Origin of the sequence: Dyadobacter sp. BHUBP1 (assembly GCF_050587785.1) — a bacterium.
Classification (GTDB): domain Bacteria; phylum Bacteroidota; class Bacteroidia; order Cytophagales; family Spirosomataceae; genus Dyadobacter.
Genome location: NZ_JBOBIH010000007.1, coordinates 82,133 through 96,527, shown reverse-complemented (window position 1 = coordinate 96,527; position 14,395 = coordinate 82,133). Strand labels below are relative to the sequence as shown.

The window sequence follows — 14,395 nt, the reverse complement described above, 5'->3', positions numbered from 1 at the left end:
GAAGCAATGGAATAATTATCAGATTTACTCTTAAGATATTCTTAAAATGCGCTGGATAATGCTGTCCTTAGGCATTGCCTGCCACGATATCAAGCGCTTGCCGGAAAAGGCATGATACCGAAATGCAAAGCAATGGTGGTCTTGCTTCCGTCAACGACCTTCGCGTTGATTTGAATGCCCAGCAGCACGCAGAGATCTTTGACGATCACCAGGCCGATGCCTTTCTGCCCGGGATTTTGAGAGGCGTACAGCCAGTCTTCATAGGATTGGTACCTTTGGTTAAGCCAGGCGACAAGCTCAGCCGGCATGCCACCTCCGTCATCCTCGATAGTGATTTGCCTTGTCATATCTTCGTCGGCAGCTATTGTGATCGTCGATTGGGCGACTTTCAACGCATTGTCGATCAGGTTGTGAATGATGATAGAAAGCAGGTTCGGGTCGCTGTCGAAAGTGAGGTTTGGATCGATCATTGTTTTGACCTCCACTTCCCTGTGTGCGGCAATGCCGGCAAACAGCCGGGAAGTAGCGGCAACAAGGCCGGCGATGTTGACAGGCGTGATTTCCCAGCGGTCGGCGGGTGATTTGCTTTGTAATTTTATATAATCCAGGATACTTCTGGTAAGGGTATTCAGCCGCTGGGAGGTATCGAGGGTTTCGTCGCTGAGCCGGGTAATCAGCGGATCAACGGACGGTTGCCTGTGAAAATACGCATTGAATTGTTTGAGCGAAAAACCGATGTAGAGCAGGGGTGTCTGGATATCATGGTTGACTGCCGCGATGATCTGACTGATTACCCGGTAATGCCGGATCAGGTTGGCTTCGCGTTCCTTTTTGATATGGTATGCCGACCGGGACCTGACTGATATGACGAACAAGGCAAGAAGTGCCGATCCAGCCAGTAAGCGGAACCACCATGTCTCATACCATGTGCGCGGAACACGCAGGTGCACGGTTTTGTACGTATAATCGTATATCCCAAAGCCGGTAACTTTCCTGATTCTCAGGACATAGTTCCCATATTCGAGGCCGGGTATGGATATTACAAAATCCGGGTCAACAGATGTCCAACTCTCCGTTCGGCCGGGGCCGGAAAGGGAGTAGTACATCCGGATGTTTTTGGGATGGCCCAAATAGGGGGTCGTAACTTCCAGTCGCAACTGCTCGAAACCGTGCGACATTTCGAGTGTGTCCGCAACCGGCATTGGTTTTCCGTCTTCCTGAGCGGAACTAATGAAAATCCTGTGGTTGGGAAGTGCGGGCCTGACGTCCTGAGGTTTAAACCAAACCAATCCATTGATAGAGGGGAGCGATACGGTCCCGTTGGCGAGGGTTACGGCACAGGGGTAGCAGCCTCCATTGAATTCATTACTCCCGAAGCCGTCGCTTTTGTCGTAAAATAGGTAGTAAATCAGGTTTCTTTTACGGTCGGCGTAGTCGACCAGTTGCTGTTTTGGAACCTGAAACAGCCCCCGGTTGGTGGTTATCCAGAAAAAGCCTTTCCCGTCCTCGATGATACAATGTGCTGTGGCTAAAAAACGGTCCTCATCCAACGGGAACGGGACTGCTTTTTCGCCTTTCAAAAGAAGAAAGCCATTGCCGTAAGTCGCGAGCCAGGTGCCTTCCTGCGTAGTGCAGGAGCTTCGGGCGGTCATGTTTTTCAGCGCTTTGATCACCTTAAAATCGCCTGTTCGGGTATTCAGCCGATAGGTGTCGCCTTCCGTAGCCAAAAGCATTGTTTCATCGCTTTCCCTGCCGATGATCTCGTAGTGGTCAATGCTCAACCTGAACCTGAGCTTTGGTACATATTGGCCATGGACTTCTTCCACCGAAAATACGGCATTGGTTTCACAACCCACCCACAACCTGCCACCGGACTCGATACTGAGCGATTTCGCTTTCTCGGGCAGCTTGACATCGGCCAGTATTTTCCGCCCGGTCGGATCCATTTTGAAAATGTCGAATTCATACTGAATCCAGAAAGAGCCGTCGTTGCAGCGGGCCATGTGGAACCTGCTTCCGGTCTTTTCGAGGAAAGGCGCCAGTCGTTCGGGGAGAGCTTTCATTGTACCCGGCTGCGCCTTGAAGGAATACCCCTGGGAAGTGAGCACGGAAAGTCCCGTACCGGCAACCTGTGCATAATATACGTTATCGGCATCGTCGGTCAGTAGCTTATTGACGTAGAAGTCCTGCTTTCTGAATTGAAATAACCCGTTTGTGGTGCTGCCGAGAAACAGGGAGCCCGCGGCCTCGTCGAAGTAAAACGAATGGATTTTGAATTTTTCCAGATCAAAATTCCGGAGGACCATGTGCGTGGTGAGCCTTCCCGGCGCGGTCGATTTTGCAAGGTACAGGACATTGCCGACGTATAGAAATGCCTGGCGGGAGATGTTGTTCCAGAATAGCCGGTAATTGTTTTTTTTATTGGAAAACAGGTTGTTATCCAGGATTTCTCCCTCGATGGTAACTTCACGGGCCTTGAGGCCTATCGCTTTGAGATTTCCTTTTAAATCGATCGCGTAGGGATCCGGACCTATCAGCAGGAACTGGGTGAATGGTCCGTTCGATACAAAAACGCGCTTGCCAGCCTTGTAACAAGTGATGGCTGGGTTTCGCCAAATGTATGAGGTATCATTGCCGGAGGTGACAAAATAGTGTTCAGAATCAGGGTACAGAGCATGTAGAGCGGGCAAACTAGGTAATGCGCTGTTGTATCTGAGCGGGCTTTGTGCTAGCGGCTTAAACTTCTTGTAGTATTTGTAAAAAGAGCTGTCCACTGACACTCGTCCGTTAGCCAGAATGCCCACATACTCTCTTTTATCAGACAATGCATAAAATTCCGGAGCACTACCGGTGACGGTGCCCGGAAACGGAATAAACCCTCTGAACCGGTTATTTGAAATAGGAATCAGGGATTTTTCGAAAGTCACAAACCGGCGCCCGTCGAAACGTACCAAGCCAGCCTCGGTAGTCAGCCAGATAAAGCCATTACGATCCTGGGCAATCGCTTTGACACTGTTCTGAGGAAGGCCGTTTTCGTCAGTAAATTGCTGCAACGAGTATCCCTCGGGCGCCTGCTGCGCGCTTACATACGCAGGCGCAAGCAAACACATTGCCGATAATGTGAATGCCAGTATATTTTTAGAAATACATAACCACTTAAATCGTATTTTAATCATTAACCTGAAAATACTTGGTCAGCTCGATTACATTGTTTACGCCAAGCTTTTCGAAAATCTTGGATTTATAAATACTGATCGAAGAGGAAGAAAGGCTCAATTGCTCGCTGATATTTTTGGTAGACTGTCCTTTTACCAGAAGTTGAGCAACATCGAGTTCCCGTTCCGACAGTTTTTCGGTTACATTTTCGCGCGTCGCTTTCGAACCCAGCAATTTGGCAAACGCCTGTTGCATCACTTCAGAACTTGCGTAAGTCCGGCCGCTGAGCACATGGTCTACGGCTTTGATAAAATCGTCGTTGATCGCCGTTTTGGATATATAACCATTTGCACCTGCCTTTAAAAACGGCACTGCATAAAGCTGCTCATCGTAGCTCGAACAAACCAGGATCGGGAGATCAGGCTGCCTCAGCCTGACCGAATGTACCATGGTTACCTTATCACCGCCGGGCAGATTGATGTCCATGATCAGCAAATCAAACTTTCGTTTTTCGAGCATGGCGATGGTCTTGTTGAAATCGCTGGTGCAAGTAATTACTGCCTCGGGTTTATGTGCCATCAAAAGAAATTGAATACCCGCCAGAATCAACGGATGATCTTCTGCAATGATGATCTGAATATTCATGTGTGAAAAGAAATAGCTGTCGCCGGAACCCTGTGACAAGTATAGGGAAAATCAATGATAGTAGTTATTCGACATGCTGTTAAATTTTTTAAATATAATTCATGCATTTGTTTAATAGACGATTAAATTTTTGATAGTGACCCTACTGGTTACACGTAATACTTTTGTCTGACTCCTAGCAGGAAGTGATACGTCGATGAAGGCATATCAGACCATGGTAAAGGATTATGCGGAGTGATTTTTCCAACAATGAGTAATATGATCTTCTTCCGGCGATTCCGGCAGAAATGATTCTGAGCGACTTGCCTGCTGAGCTTACGTTCACTCTAAAAATATAGCCCTCCTCGGTAGCTATAATTCGACACGCAAAAGCGCTTGACGTGGCTGTTGCGTGTGTTCGATAATTGATCGTTTATCAAAACCATTTTCTTATGAGCAGAAATCTACTTTGTTCAGCATTTAGTTGGGCTGCACTCGTGGCATTTTCGTCCGCGTTTACAGTTCCAACCGCGCACGACACAGCGGTACCGGCCGCACCCGGTGCGACGGTGAAATCAATAGCCATCATGACATCCTGCGACCCCGGCGATCCTGCATTTGTCGATACCGACGGGGATGGCGTAGGAAATGATTGCGACGTCGATGATGATAACGATGGCATCCTGGACAGCGATGAAGGCTGTGAAACGCTGTTCTCCAACGAGTTCCGGGGGACTTTCGGAACCTCACCGGATGCGACAGCGTTTTTCCGGGACTTACAGAACCCACCCGGTGCCGGATATTCATACGGTCCGGGTGTGAACGGTAATAATGCCGCAGGAAAATATACGGTAGCCAATTATGCAGGTGCCATTGTGAACCATCCCGCGGCGATATGGGAGTATCCGGGACACACCGATGGGTCAAATACAGACTGTTACCTTCTGGTGAATGGCTCGACTTCGGTAGGGACCTTTTTCAGAGAAGACATTCAATTGACAGGTGGAAATGGCTATCGCTACCAAATGTGGCATAAGGGCGCCTGGAATCAGGGAACAGGAGGAGCATACAATCTGAGAATTGAAATCAGAAGAATATCTGACAATGTCCTGGTCGCATCCGCGGCAACAGGTCCTATCGCTGACGTTGTGTGGAGAAGCTTGGGCGTCGACTTCGTTGCGCCGAATAGCGGAACGTTCAGGGCAACCCTGGTAAATACCTCAGTTCAGGCGGGGGGCAATGACTTTTCGATAGATGACATTTCGCTGACAAATACCAATTGTGGAGATTTTGACGGGGATGGAATTGCCAATAACCTGGACACCGACAGTGATAACGATGGTTGTCCCGATGCCGTGGAAGCCGGCGGCACAGATGTTGACGGAGACGGTGTACTGGGCATTTCACCGGTGCAGGTGGATGAAAATGGGAGAGTAACCGGCCAAGGGGGCTATACGGGCAGCTTCCAGAATGTAAAAAATGCGACGCGTTTGCAGGTAAGTACGGGTCCGGGAAACCAGTCAGTGGAGAGCGGTGGTACAACCTCATTTACAGTTGCTGCCAATGCCACTTCCACCACTGCCTATACGGGATCGACGCCAAATTACAATGATCCCGGTGCTACCGATGTGTCTGCCACGATCCATTATCAATGGCAGGAGAACACAGGTTCCGGTTTCACCAATATTGTTGACGGCGGCATTTACAGCGGGGCTACTACCGCTACGCTCACATTGACCGGCGTAGGTCTGGCTAAAAATGGTAATGCCTATCGCGTATTGATTTCACATCCTGATAATGTCTGTATCGCAGAGCAACGTGATGCAACGCTCACTGTCACAGGTTGTTTAATGGATATCGGCGGAACCGTTTTCGACGATCCGACGGGCATTAACGATGGCGTGAACGGATCGCCGGCTAACGGATCCACATTAGGCCTTTACGTGACCCTGATTACGACAGGGCCGGGCGCTCCTTCTCAAGCAGTCGTGCCGGTCAGCGCTTCGGGTACTTTCTTGTTCAGCAACGTTGCGGCTGGTAGCCACCAACTGGTGTTGGGTACAACTTCCGGTGGTTCGACAGAAGGCCAGATGCCTGCGGGTTATTTCGCGATCCGTGAAGGCGGAGCCGTTGGCACGGGAAGCGGGGAGGGTGATGGGACTGTGGATGGAGTCATTGGCCTGACCGCCGACTGCGCTGGCATTCAGTACGTAACGGGACGTATTGCGGCAGACGTTAGTTACCTGGATAACAACTTTGCGATATCAATCGAAGACCCGATGCCGGTAATCCTGATCTCCTTTTCGGCGACAGCCGAAGAACAAAATGTCCGTCTGGACTGGAACACCTCAGCGGAAACCAATAGCGACCGTTTTGAAATCCAGCGCAGCGGCGACGGGAAAAACTGGGCAACATTGGCATCGGTTAATGCAAAAGGAGAAAGTGCGATCAAACAGGTTTACACTTACCTGGATCAGCAGCCCAGGTCAGGTAACAACTTCTATCGCCTGAAAATGGTGGATAGGGACGGGACTTTTGCATACAGCAGCCTCAGAAGTATCAGGATAGATGGCAAAGAGCTGGTCGTCGCATATCCGAATCCTGCCGACGGGCCGGTACAGCTGACGGTTGCCGATTGGAAACGGGTCATAAACATTACCGCGGTGGATATGAATGGGCGGAAAGTGTTCGACACGGGCCGCCCGAAATCGGAAACTGTCCGGCTCCCGGCTTTGGGTAAAGGAGTGAGTATATTAAAAATCCTGTATGAGGATGGGACTGCCGAGACAGTCAAGGTGGTAAAACGCTGATTTGAGCTTCTCCCGGCATCGCCGGGAGAAGCTTTTTGTTTTCTTATCGTCAATCATTCGTCTATCGATACAGTGCCTGTGAACAATGAGACATTTCCAGACTTTCCTCACCGCGCAATCGAAGTGGTTCGGTTTATTCAGTCAAAGGAGCTGTTCGCATGCATGCTAACCAATGGGCGCGTCGTCCATTTTTGCCCTGCGGATGTAGCATTGTTCAGGCGCTGGCTGATTGAAAATGGGGTGAAAGATATCGGCGAGGTTTTTTAGGAGGCATCTGTCGCATGATTTTGCAAAAAACGTGCCACTCTCAGCGAACTATTCACACAGTTACATAGTTGCCTTTTTAGAGCCTTGCAGCAAGAAAATCAAAAGCTGCTCTGCTTTTTTTAAAAGACCCGATTTTATCAGATGATCAGATTTTTTATTGCAAGCGCATTGCTTGCATGTAGTAGCGTCGCGTATGCGCAGTATTCACCCGTGAGTTCTCACAATCAAAAAGGCAAGATTTTCGTTTATTGGGGCTGGAATCGAGCTTCTTACACGCAATCCAACATTCACTTCAAGGGTCAGGAATATGACTTTACCTTAAAAAGCGTGATCGCCAAAGACCGGCCGACCCGCTTCACTCCGCGGTATTTTAATCCTTCCAAAATGACCATCCCACAGTACAACTTCCGGATCGGCTATTTTATCACTCCCGAATTCAGCCTTTCCTTTGGTTTCGATCACATGAAATACGTGATGAAGCAGGACCAGACTGTCGACATTACCGGCCGGATTTCGGGTTCAGGCACCGAATATGACCGGATTTATCAGAACGAGCCCCTCAAACTGACAGGCGATTTTCTGAAATTCGAGCACACCAACGGCCTGAATTACCTGAATATCGAGCTCCGCCGGATGCATAACCTGCTGGACGAGAGAAAGCTGAGGGTCAAAAATATTGAGCTCAATATCTTCGAAGGAGCGGGCGTGGGTATTCTTTATCCTAAAACAGATGTGACGCTGCTGAACTTCGACGAGAATGACCAGTGGCATATAGCAGGGTACGGTATGAACCTGGTGGGCGGACTGAATGTGACGTTTTTTAAACATTTCTTTGTCCAGGCCGAAATGAAAGGCGGCTATATCAATATGCCCGACATCCTGACGACCAATTTCCCGCAGGATCGCGCGAGCCAGCATTTCTTCTTTTTCCAGGGGAATACCAATCTGGGTGTGATCTTTAAATTGTAGGATTGGGTTCTTCGGAGATACCTTCGCAATCACCAGGTACTGTAAGCAGCCCGGATCGGGCGGAAGCGGTATTCCCTTCCGCTCACTTCACGATCACCGACATAGCATTTGACCGGCATTGGCATTGGGATGCCGATGAGCTGCCTGCTGCCTGGCCAGGTAAATACCCTGCAGTATCACAATACCGCTGATAACCATCGGGACCACTTCCGGCAGGTAGTCGCTGGCGGTGATCAGATCAAAGGCTCCGTGCCAAAGGATCAAAGGGATAATGCTGCCTGATTTTTGAAACAGCCAACCGAGCAGAACCGATCCGTAGAACAGGCTGATCGCCCACCCGACTACTCCCCAGCCCATTTCCCGGTAATTTTCATTGAAAGCAAACGCAGGTAAGTGCCAGACCATCCATATGGCTGTAACGCAGGCGGCGGCAAGGACAGGCGTGTATTTTGTGATAAGGAATGCATAAAGCCAGCCCCGCCATCCCGATTCTTCACCCATCCCGAATGTGAGCATCCAAATCAGTAGCACCAGCACAGGCGGCACGCCCGGAAGCTTGTTGGTTTCTCCCAAATGGCTGATTGGACCGAATGTTCCGGTAGCAATCCGGGTGGTAACTACCGCTATGACGAAATAGGCGGCCAGCATTATGCCGGTCAGGTAGAAAGCCTGTGCGTTCAGCCGGAGACGGAAAATACTTCTTGCCCAGGACGCCAATCCTGCCTTTCCGCCTTGATAGTAGCTCGCCGCTATGCCGCCGGCGAGAGGACCGAATGAGGCCAGAAAAAACTGGCCGGGCAAACGCGGTGTGGATGTTTCGAAAAGCGCGTCGATTGCCAGCGGTGCCCACAGAGCCCAGGAAAACAGAAATGTGGTTAACATGAAGACAATCGCCGCTTTCAATCCGGGTTCTGCTGACTTATGCATATCGACGAAATGGTGTTCAGGCAGTTTTCTGATCTTTCAAATGGCATACCAGCAATGGCGTATCGGTCGCAAGTGCTAGTTTCCGGCTCAGGCCCGCGCCATTCAGGAGGAGTTGCAGGAGATTTTTATCGCGCCTGCACAGAATGAGCATATCAGCGGAAGTCTCGTGGCAATGTGTTTGCAGCCCTTCCATGACGCTGTCGGCGTCTCGCACCACGATGTCTTCGGAAGGAATACCGAAGTACTCTTTTAGCTCCTGAATATACTGGCCGTCCGGCTGAATATTGAGTTGTTGGTCGGAGTTAATTTTCACAAAAGTAATGTGCGCTTTCAGTTGCCGTGCGAGCCCGATGGCCTGCGCGAGCACGGGCTTTTCATCAAATTCCAGCTGGGTGGCATAGACGATGTTCCGGAAATCCGTGTCGACGGCCCTGGGCGGGATAACCAGCACCGCACAGTCCGCTTCGGTAGCGATGGCAGCGCTGTTGCTACCGAGCAATTTGTCCAGGAATCCACCTTGCCCGGTCCTCCCCATAACGATCAGGTCGACCTCATTCTCCTGTGCGTGTTGGAGGATTGCGGGTTGCGTTCCGCCTGTTGCCCAGATTCCTTCGGCACGGATTCCTTTTTGACGCGCAAGCGTGACAGCCTCGTCCAGTTTTTCGCGGTAGGAAGCTTCAAGTTCTTTATATATTTCCAAAGAGCCGATATACTCAGGCAGCGCGACATCGTTGACGTAGGGGTGATACACGAACAGGACCAGTAGTCGGGCCTTCGTTTTATCGGCGATACGGATGGCGGAAGAAAGTGCCTTTTCGGCATTCTCGGAAAAGTCGATAGGAACGAGGATTTTTTTCATGAGCATTTCTAAGTGAGTAGTAGTAAATTGTGGTAGTTCTGTTGCCCAAATTTCAGGTCGTTTCCCGGATACATTTATGATGAATGTCATGCTGGTTTGTGACCGGTGTTTTAATCGGGTATTGAGCAAGATCATATTCAGAGGTGCCTGGTATCATCACCAGGCGGCCGACGAAGGGTTAATTTAGATCCGGCATATAATTATGGTATCAATACATTTAAATCACATATTCCTATGACAACCTGTATCCCCGATCTTGCCATTGCTGAGCAGATCAGCAGTATTCTTCACCGAGATGTTCGTATTAATGAAAGCGATATCCAAGTGAGCGTTCATGACGGCTGGGTATTCCTGGAAGGCCATGTCGATTTTGAGACGGATCGCCAACTGGTTGAATCCCGGATTGAGCATGTAACCGGAGTATGTCGGATTACCAATAACCTGACTTACCCGCACCGCCGCAACCATTGACTTATGACAAATTCAAATAGCAGATTCCGCATCCTGATTCCCTGTGATTATTCTGAGGCGTGCCGGCAAGCGCTGGAGGCGTGCGCGAAATTCGATTGGAAAATACCGGTTGAGGTTTTTATCCTTACGGTACAAGATCCTACGCAGCCTGGAAGCTACGGGCAAAATGCTGACAGACAGCTTTCCGAATGGCTTACTGCGTTTCCGGCAGGGATTCAAATCCAGCGGTTAAATGCAAGTGGCCGGTTTGTGAATGCCGTGCTCGAAGTGCTGACCAGGCACGGTATAGACCTCGTGATAGCAGGGACTAGGGGTTCCCGGGGGTGGGACGGTGTTTTCGTCGGCTCGCATGCCGAGAAAATCGTCCGCGTTTCCCCTGTTCCGGTACTGGCTATCCAACAGCCCCCGCGCATTGCCGGCACGCGGGACATTGTGGTTCCTATCGACCTTGATCATGACCCCGGTGAGCTGAGAGCCTGTCTGACGAAAATGCGGAGGCTGTTCAGTGGGCGGTTTCATTTTTTATATGTGGAAACAAACCCGGCCCGACATGAGCAGACAGCCATGGAGTTACTGACGGAATATAGCCGGAAACTGGGGATCGGTCATTACGAAAATGCCGTCGTGAATGCAGACGAGGTCGCGGCGGGGATACTTAAATATGCTGCACAGATCGGCGCGGGTATGATCGCGATCGGCACGATGGGTAACCCCGATCCCGCTCATATGTTCCGGCCGAGCGTCGCAGCGGATTTAGTGAATCATGCCAGAATCCCGGTTTTTACATGCCCGCTCCGGCAACGGGAGGTGTCTATCCCGCGGTAGGCTTTGGCGCTGGCTTTTAGTATCGTATATCTGCCAGCGCGGATTGACCACTTCGTATTCCGCTGTTTTATATGCATTGAGTCGGGTATAACGACATTGAAATGCAGTTGACTCACTTCTTGTTGCCACATTCTCCCTTAACATAATTGGTAATTCCGTATGCGCGGGCTTCGCAGTCGTTGGAATAGGTTTTTCCGTTACAACCACAAACAGGTGCCAAAATGTAGGAACAGCCCGATGAGTCCCGCGCCCGTTCTACACAATCAGGGTCGGGCTCATTTGATTTCTTACAAGTGATTAATGATAAGGCTAAAAATAAACCAAGCGCAGTTCTCATAGCTTCGAGCCTTTAAATGTCAATAAAACAAGATGCCACAGCATAGCTCAGGACTCCTGTGTACGAGGTTTGGTTGCAAGGAGTTGTTCTAGCGAATGATAACGAGAACTGACTTTCTGTCGTGTTTTTCGAGCCTTTGGATAATTGTGGCTATTTTTGTGCATGAATGAAACGATTATGCTTCCTGTCGATTATCAGGGAGCTTCCCACGAACTGCCAGTGACCATTGTGCCACTCGGTTACACTTATCAGCTCCATATTGAAGTCGAAGGCAAGACATTGATTTTTGAGAAAGACGACCAGGGCGAATACCGTGTGATTGACGCGGCACATGATAGCGGGACAGTTAGCAAGGGCTTCGTTGCGGCAGTTGTTGCTACGCTGGAGGCGCTTTAAAGGTCCGCTTTGCATGGCGACAAGCAATCGCCCCGGCGGGCTAGCTTCCTTTTCAGCCGGATAGTTCTTTTTCAAGCGCGTCGCTGAGGCAGAAGTCCTCGAACCTCACCGAGGTGTTCGGTAATCTTCGGAAAAGGCGATAAAATCGTGGTCAACGCCCGGAGCGATTTGCGGCAGGGGATCAGAGTAGGCAAAGATTAACCGCAGCAGCCGGGAGCGCAACAACTCCCGGCAGGTTTTTCGGCGTAAACCGTGATGCTGTAAATGCCGGTATTGCCTGATTTAAAGGAGGCTATTTCAGCCTCATCGAGGTAATTAATCAGGATATCGTCGGGAATCACGATGGCTTTCACCTTTTGGAGCGTTATGTTCTTGAAACCGTTTGTTTCAATAAGTTCCAAGTATTCATTTTTTTGAATAGCACCCGCCACGCAACCTGCATACATTTCGGCAGCTGAGCGAAGGCCCTCGGGCAGGTTACCGACCAATACGATGTCGGAGATGCTGAAATGGCCGCCTGGCTTTAATACGCGAAATACTTCCTTAAAAACGCCGTCCTTGTTTGGCACCAGATTCAACACACAGTTGCTGACAATCACATCGGCAACGTTTGCCGCTACCGGCATTCTTTCAATATCCCCCTGCCGGAATTCGACATTATGAAAACCGCGGGCCTGGGCGTTGACCCTGGCACGTTCAATCATAGCCGGGGTGAAGTCGATACCGATTACGCGTCCGTCGATACCCGTTTCTTCCCGCGCAATGAATGCATCGTTACCTGCTCCGCTGCCGAGGTCAATTACCGTGTCACCCTTTTTGATTTTGGCAAACTGAGTCGGTAATCCGCAGCCCAGGCCAAGGTCGGCGTCCGGATTGTATCCTTTCAATTCGCTGTAATCGTCGCTCATGATATTGTACACTTCAGTTGAGCAGCCGCCCGAACCGCAGCAGGATGATTGATTGGTTTCCTTATCCTGCAAAGCAATCTCACTGTATTTTTGCCTAACGAGCTCTTTAAGTTGTTCTTCGGTTTGCATGTCTCCAGTTTTTCTTATCGTACTATTGCAATATTGCGATTATTAGGTTGAAAAAATTTAACAGCACTTGGCGCCCGACAAATCAACCTCTTTAAAGAAATTGCTGAACAGGGCGTTATATTGGTTCCACACCTCGGGGTTGATACAGTAGCAAACGCTTACACCTTCGGTTGTCCCCTGAATGATTCCGGCATTTTTCAATTCTTTCAGATGTTGGGAGGTAGTTGCCTGAGCTAGTCCGAGTTCTTCGACAAGGTCACCACACACGCAGGCATTCTTTCTGACAAGGTATTGCAGGATAGCAATCCGTGCAGGGTGAGCGATCGCTTTGGCCATCACTGCGAGGTCGTTTTGTTCCTTCGTAAATAAATCCGTTTTCGTAGCGCCCATAATGAAGTCTCATTGTATCGTAATATTACGATGTATTTTCATTTGCTCCAAATTTTTACGTTTAAATTTCCTGATTCGGTGGGATGTGTTCAATCCCCGGTCGTCCGGCTGTATACTTTCAGGGACTGTTATTCAGGCAGCCACCTTTCAGGTAGTTGTATTGTATTGATTTTAATAATATCAAAAATAAGATAAAAATAATATCAAAATATAGTGCACTTCTCAGAGGGTAATGTTATTTTTGCTGTACATCATCAACAGCAACTTTGATCATTATGAGAAAGCTATCAGACGAAAATGCCCGAAAATTGTTTCAGGAATCAGCGGGCAGAGGGGAGGTGGTACGATGAAACCCAGATTTGAGCAGCGCCATGTAGCAAAGGCGCCTAATCCCGACCAGCTGACTACCCCGTATACCCCTGAATTTTTCAAGGAGCATGGCGCTATCCTTTACCAATTTGTGCCAACTGTCAAAGGAAATGAATTGCTGCCTGGTGAGGTAAAGTATGGTTACAAGTTTTACCTGCTGGACGACCCCGCGAAGGAAGGTGTGTTTTATTTGTCTTCCCACAAGGACATTGAGACGTTGAAGTCACGCTCCAAATTTTTGTCAAGGGTAGAAAAGGAAATATTGAAGGTTTCGTAAATCTGGTATAATGCAGGTCCGGGTTTCTCGCAGCGCTATTTAATCCTCTTGCCAATCGACAGGGATATGTTAGTTAATACGTCTCCATTGGTATCTACCTGGAATCCTGCGGACAATCCAGCAAATAACAATTTAAAGATACTTTGTTGGTAAAATGCTTCGGGTCCCACTCCGACGGCATATGTCCGCTGAGGACTGGTATGGAGGATAAAAGTTGCAGGATATGGACCTATTTTTTGAGGATCGTAGGTAACTGCCAGTTGATCAAAATAGGAAGAAGACTGGTAGCGTAATATCCCACTGATCCTGGCACCCAATTCGCTTTTACTTGTTCGCAGGATGCTCCATCCGGCACCGCCGGTAATTTGGATTGCCCCTGACGTGTATCGGTAAGAGTGATCCAGTACAGTGCCGTCGTCCTGAGTGGTTGTGCTCAAAACCTTTCCGTCATGAATATCGGCCCCAACCGCGGAAAACCAGAATAGTTTCTTTCTGAAATATTGGCCATACGTTACCCGTTGGGATACACCTGTCATGTCGCCGGTGCCGTGAGTGCTTCGTCCGCCCGACAAGCTTATAAATTTACTAGTGAGTGTCGGGTTAGCATTCTGCGCGGCAGCCTCGATGCAAATCGAGCATAAAAGTATCCCAATGAGTGTTTTCATAGTGTTAAATATTTAT

The 14,395-nt window shown here is 49.3% G+C and carries 14 protein-coding genes; 6 read left to right on the top strand and 8 right to left on the bottom strand.

The annotated features are described in order from the left end of the window. Window positions 1–89 precede the first annotated feature (89 nt). Window positions 90–3,110: an ATP-binding protein gene (locus ACQ4MZ_RS24135; protein WP_430849377.1), complete on the bottom strand. Its 3,021-nt coding sequence runs from the start codon at window positions 3,108–3,110 to the stop codon at window positions 90–92. 58 nt (window positions 3,111–3,168) lie between these two features. Beyond that, window positions 3,169–3,801 carry a response regulator gene (locus ACQ4MZ_RS24130; RefSeq protein WP_430849375.1) on the bottom strand — a complete coding sequence of 211 codons (633 nt, stop codon included), beginning with the start codon at window positions 3,799–3,801 and terminating at the stop codon, window positions 3,169–3,171. A gap of 431 nt (window positions 3,802–4,232) precedes the next feature. Here ACQ4MZ_RS24130 and ACQ4MZ_RS24125 point away from each other — a divergent pair, with 431 nt between their 5' ends. After that, window positions 4,233–6,590 carry a T9SS type A sorting domain-containing protein gene (locus ACQ4MZ_RS24125; RefSeq protein WP_430849373.1) on the top strand — a complete coding sequence of 786 codons (2,358 nt, stop codon included), beginning with the start codon at window positions 4,233–4,235 and terminating at the stop codon, window positions 6,588–6,590. A 408-nt stretch (window positions 6,591–6,998) separates the two neighbouring features. Beyond that, window positions 6,999–7,826, top strand: a complete 828-nt coding sequence (locus tag ACQ4MZ_RS24120) for a hypothetical protein (RefSeq protein ID WP_430849371.1) — start codon at window positions 6,999–7,001, stop codon at window positions 7,824–7,826. Between the two features lie 93 nt (window positions 7,827–7,919). Here ACQ4MZ_RS24120 and ACQ4MZ_RS24115 read toward each other — a convergent pair whose 3' ends face one another. Together ACQ4MZ_RS24115 and ACQ4MZ_RS24110 are read right to left on the bottom strand one after the other, a co-directional pair. Beyond that, complete coding sequence (locus tag ACQ4MZ_RS24115; protein WP_430849369.1) at window positions 7,920–8,753, bottom strand: CPBP family intramembrane glutamic endopeptidase; 834 nt, start codon at window positions 8,751–8,753, stop codon at window positions 7,920–7,922. 16 nt (window positions 8,754–8,769) lie between these two features. Then, a complete protein-coding gene (locus tag ACQ4MZ_RS24110; RefSeq protein WP_430849367.1) occupies window positions 8,770–9,612 on the bottom strand; it encodes a universal stress protein in 843 nt (280 codons plus the stop codon). A 234-nt stretch (window positions 9,613–9,846) separates the two neighbouring features. Between ACQ4MZ_RS24110 and ACQ4MZ_RS24105 the strand changes: the two genes are divergently transcribed. Continuing rightward, a complete protein-coding gene (locus ACQ4MZ_RS24105) occupies window positions 9,847–10,083 on the top strand; it encodes a BON domain-containing protein (RefSeq protein WP_430849365.1) in 237 nt (78 codons plus the stop codon). A 3-nt stretch (window positions 10,084–10,086) separates the two neighbouring features. After that, window positions 10,087–10,908 (top strand): universal stress protein, encoded by an 822-nt coding sequence (locus tag ACQ4MZ_RS24100; RefSeq protein WP_430849363.1) that lies wholly within the window; start codon window positions 10,087–10,089, stop codon window positions 10,906–10,908. A 112-nt stretch (window positions 10,909–11,020) separates the two neighbouring features. Here the strand turns inward: ACQ4MZ_RS24100 and ACQ4MZ_RS24095 are convergent, their stop codons facing one another. Beyond that, window positions 11,021–11,245 (bottom strand): Kazal-type serine protease inhibitor family protein, encoded by a 225-nt coding sequence (locus ACQ4MZ_RS24095; protein WP_430849361.1) that lies wholly within the window; start codon window positions 11,243–11,245, stop codon window positions 11,021–11,023. Between the two features lie 162 nt (window positions 11,246–11,407). On the opposite strand from ACQ4MZ_RS24095, the gene ACQ4MZ_RS24090 reads away from it, so the two are divergent. Further along, window positions 11,408–11,641, top strand: coding sequence for a hypothetical protein (locus ACQ4MZ_RS24090; RefSeq protein WP_430849359.1), 234 nt, complete (start codon window positions 11,408–11,410; stop codon window positions 11,639–11,641). Between the two features lie 197 nt (window positions 11,642–11,838). Here the strand turns inward: ACQ4MZ_RS24090 and ACQ4MZ_RS24085 are convergent, their stop codons facing one another. Beyond that, window positions 11,839–12,678: an arsenite methyltransferase gene (locus ACQ4MZ_RS24085; protein ID WP_430849357.1), complete on the bottom strand. Its 840-nt coding sequence runs from the start codon at window positions 12,676–12,678 to the stop codon at window positions 11,839–11,841. Between the two features lie 57 nt (window positions 12,679–12,735). After that, entirely contained in the window at window positions 12,736–13,068 is a 333-nt protein-coding gene (locus tag ACQ4MZ_RS24080) for an ArsR/SmtB family transcription factor (RefSeq protein WP_430849355.1), read from the bottom strand. Between the two features lie 232 nt (window positions 13,069–13,300). On the opposite strand from ACQ4MZ_RS24080, the gene ACQ4MZ_RS24075 reads away from it, so the two are divergent. Beyond that, window positions 13,301–13,714 carry a hypothetical protein gene (locus ACQ4MZ_RS24075; RefSeq protein WP_430849353.1) on the top strand — a complete coding sequence of 138 codons (414 nt, stop codon included), beginning with the start codon at window positions 13,301–13,303 and terminating at the stop codon, window positions 13,712–13,714. 35 nt (window positions 13,715–13,749) lie between these two features. On the opposite strand, the gene ACQ4MZ_RS24070 is transcribed toward ACQ4MZ_RS24075, so the two are convergent. Then, complete coding sequence (locus tag ACQ4MZ_RS24070) at window positions 13,750–14,379, bottom strand: hypothetical protein (protein ID WP_430849351.1); 630 nt, start codon at window positions 14,377–14,379, stop codon at window positions 13,750–13,752. Between the last annotated feature and the right edge of the window lie 16 nt (window positions 14,380–14,395).

Excerpts from the sequence above, each read along its gene's own strand:
- ACQ4MZ_RS24135 (WP_430849377.1), bottom strand. The coding sequence starts at position 3,110 with ATGTGTTTGCTTGCGCCTGCGTATGTAAGCGCGCAGCAGGCGCCCGAG.
- ACQ4MZ_RS24110 (WP_430849367.1), bottom strand. The coding sequence starts at position 9,612 with ATGAAAAAAATCCTCGTTCCTATCGACTTTTCCGAGAATGCCGAAAAG.
- ACQ4MZ_RS24095 (WP_430849361.1), bottom strand. The coding sequence starts at position 11,245 with ATGAGAACTGCGCTTGGTTTATTTTTAGCCTTATCATTAATCACTTGT.
- ACQ4MZ_RS24115 (WP_430849369.1), bottom strand. The coding sequence starts at position 8,753 with ATGCATAAGTCAGCAGAACCCGGATTGAAAGCGGCGATTGTCTTCATG.
- ACQ4MZ_RS24130 (WP_430849375.1), bottom strand. The coding sequence starts at position 3,801 with ATGAATATTCAGATCATCATTGCAGAAGATCATCCGTTGATTCTGGCG.
- ACQ4MZ_RS24100 (WP_430849363.1), top strand. The coding sequence starts at position 10,087 with ATGACAAATTCAAATAGCAGATTCCGCATCCTGATTCCCTGTGATTAT.
- ACQ4MZ_RS24120 (WP_430849371.1), top strand. The coding sequence starts at position 6,999 with ATGATCAGATTTTTTATTGCAAGCGCATTGCTTGCATGTAGTAGCGTC.
- ACQ4MZ_RS24070 (WP_430849351.1), bottom strand. The coding sequence starts at position 14,379 with ATGAAAACACTCATTGGGATACTTTTATGCTCGATTTGCATCGAGGCT.
- ACQ4MZ_RS24075 (WP_430849353.1), top strand. The coding sequence starts at position 13,301 with ATGTTATTTTTGCTGTACATCATCAACAGCAACTTTGATCATTATGAG.
- ACQ4MZ_RS24080 (WP_430849355.1), bottom strand. The coding sequence starts at position 13,068 with ATGGGCGCTACGAAAACGGATTTATTTACGAAGGAACAAAACGACCTC.
- ACQ4MZ_RS24105 (WP_430849365.1), top strand. The coding sequence starts at position 9,847 with ATGACAACCTGTATCCCCGATCTTGCCATTGCTGAGCAGATCAGCAGT.
- ACQ4MZ_RS24085 (WP_430849357.1), bottom strand. The coding sequence starts at position 12,678 with ATGCAAACCGAAGAACAACTTAAAGAGCTCGTTAGGCAAAAATACAGT.
- ACQ4MZ_RS24125 (WP_430849373.1), top strand. The coding sequence starts at position 4,233 with ATGAGCAGAAATCTACTTTGTTCAGCATTTAGTTGGGCTGCACTCGTG.
- ACQ4MZ_RS24090 (WP_430849359.1), top strand. The coding sequence starts at position 11,408 with ATGAATGAAACGATTATGCTTCCTGTCGATTATCAGGGAGCTTCCCAC.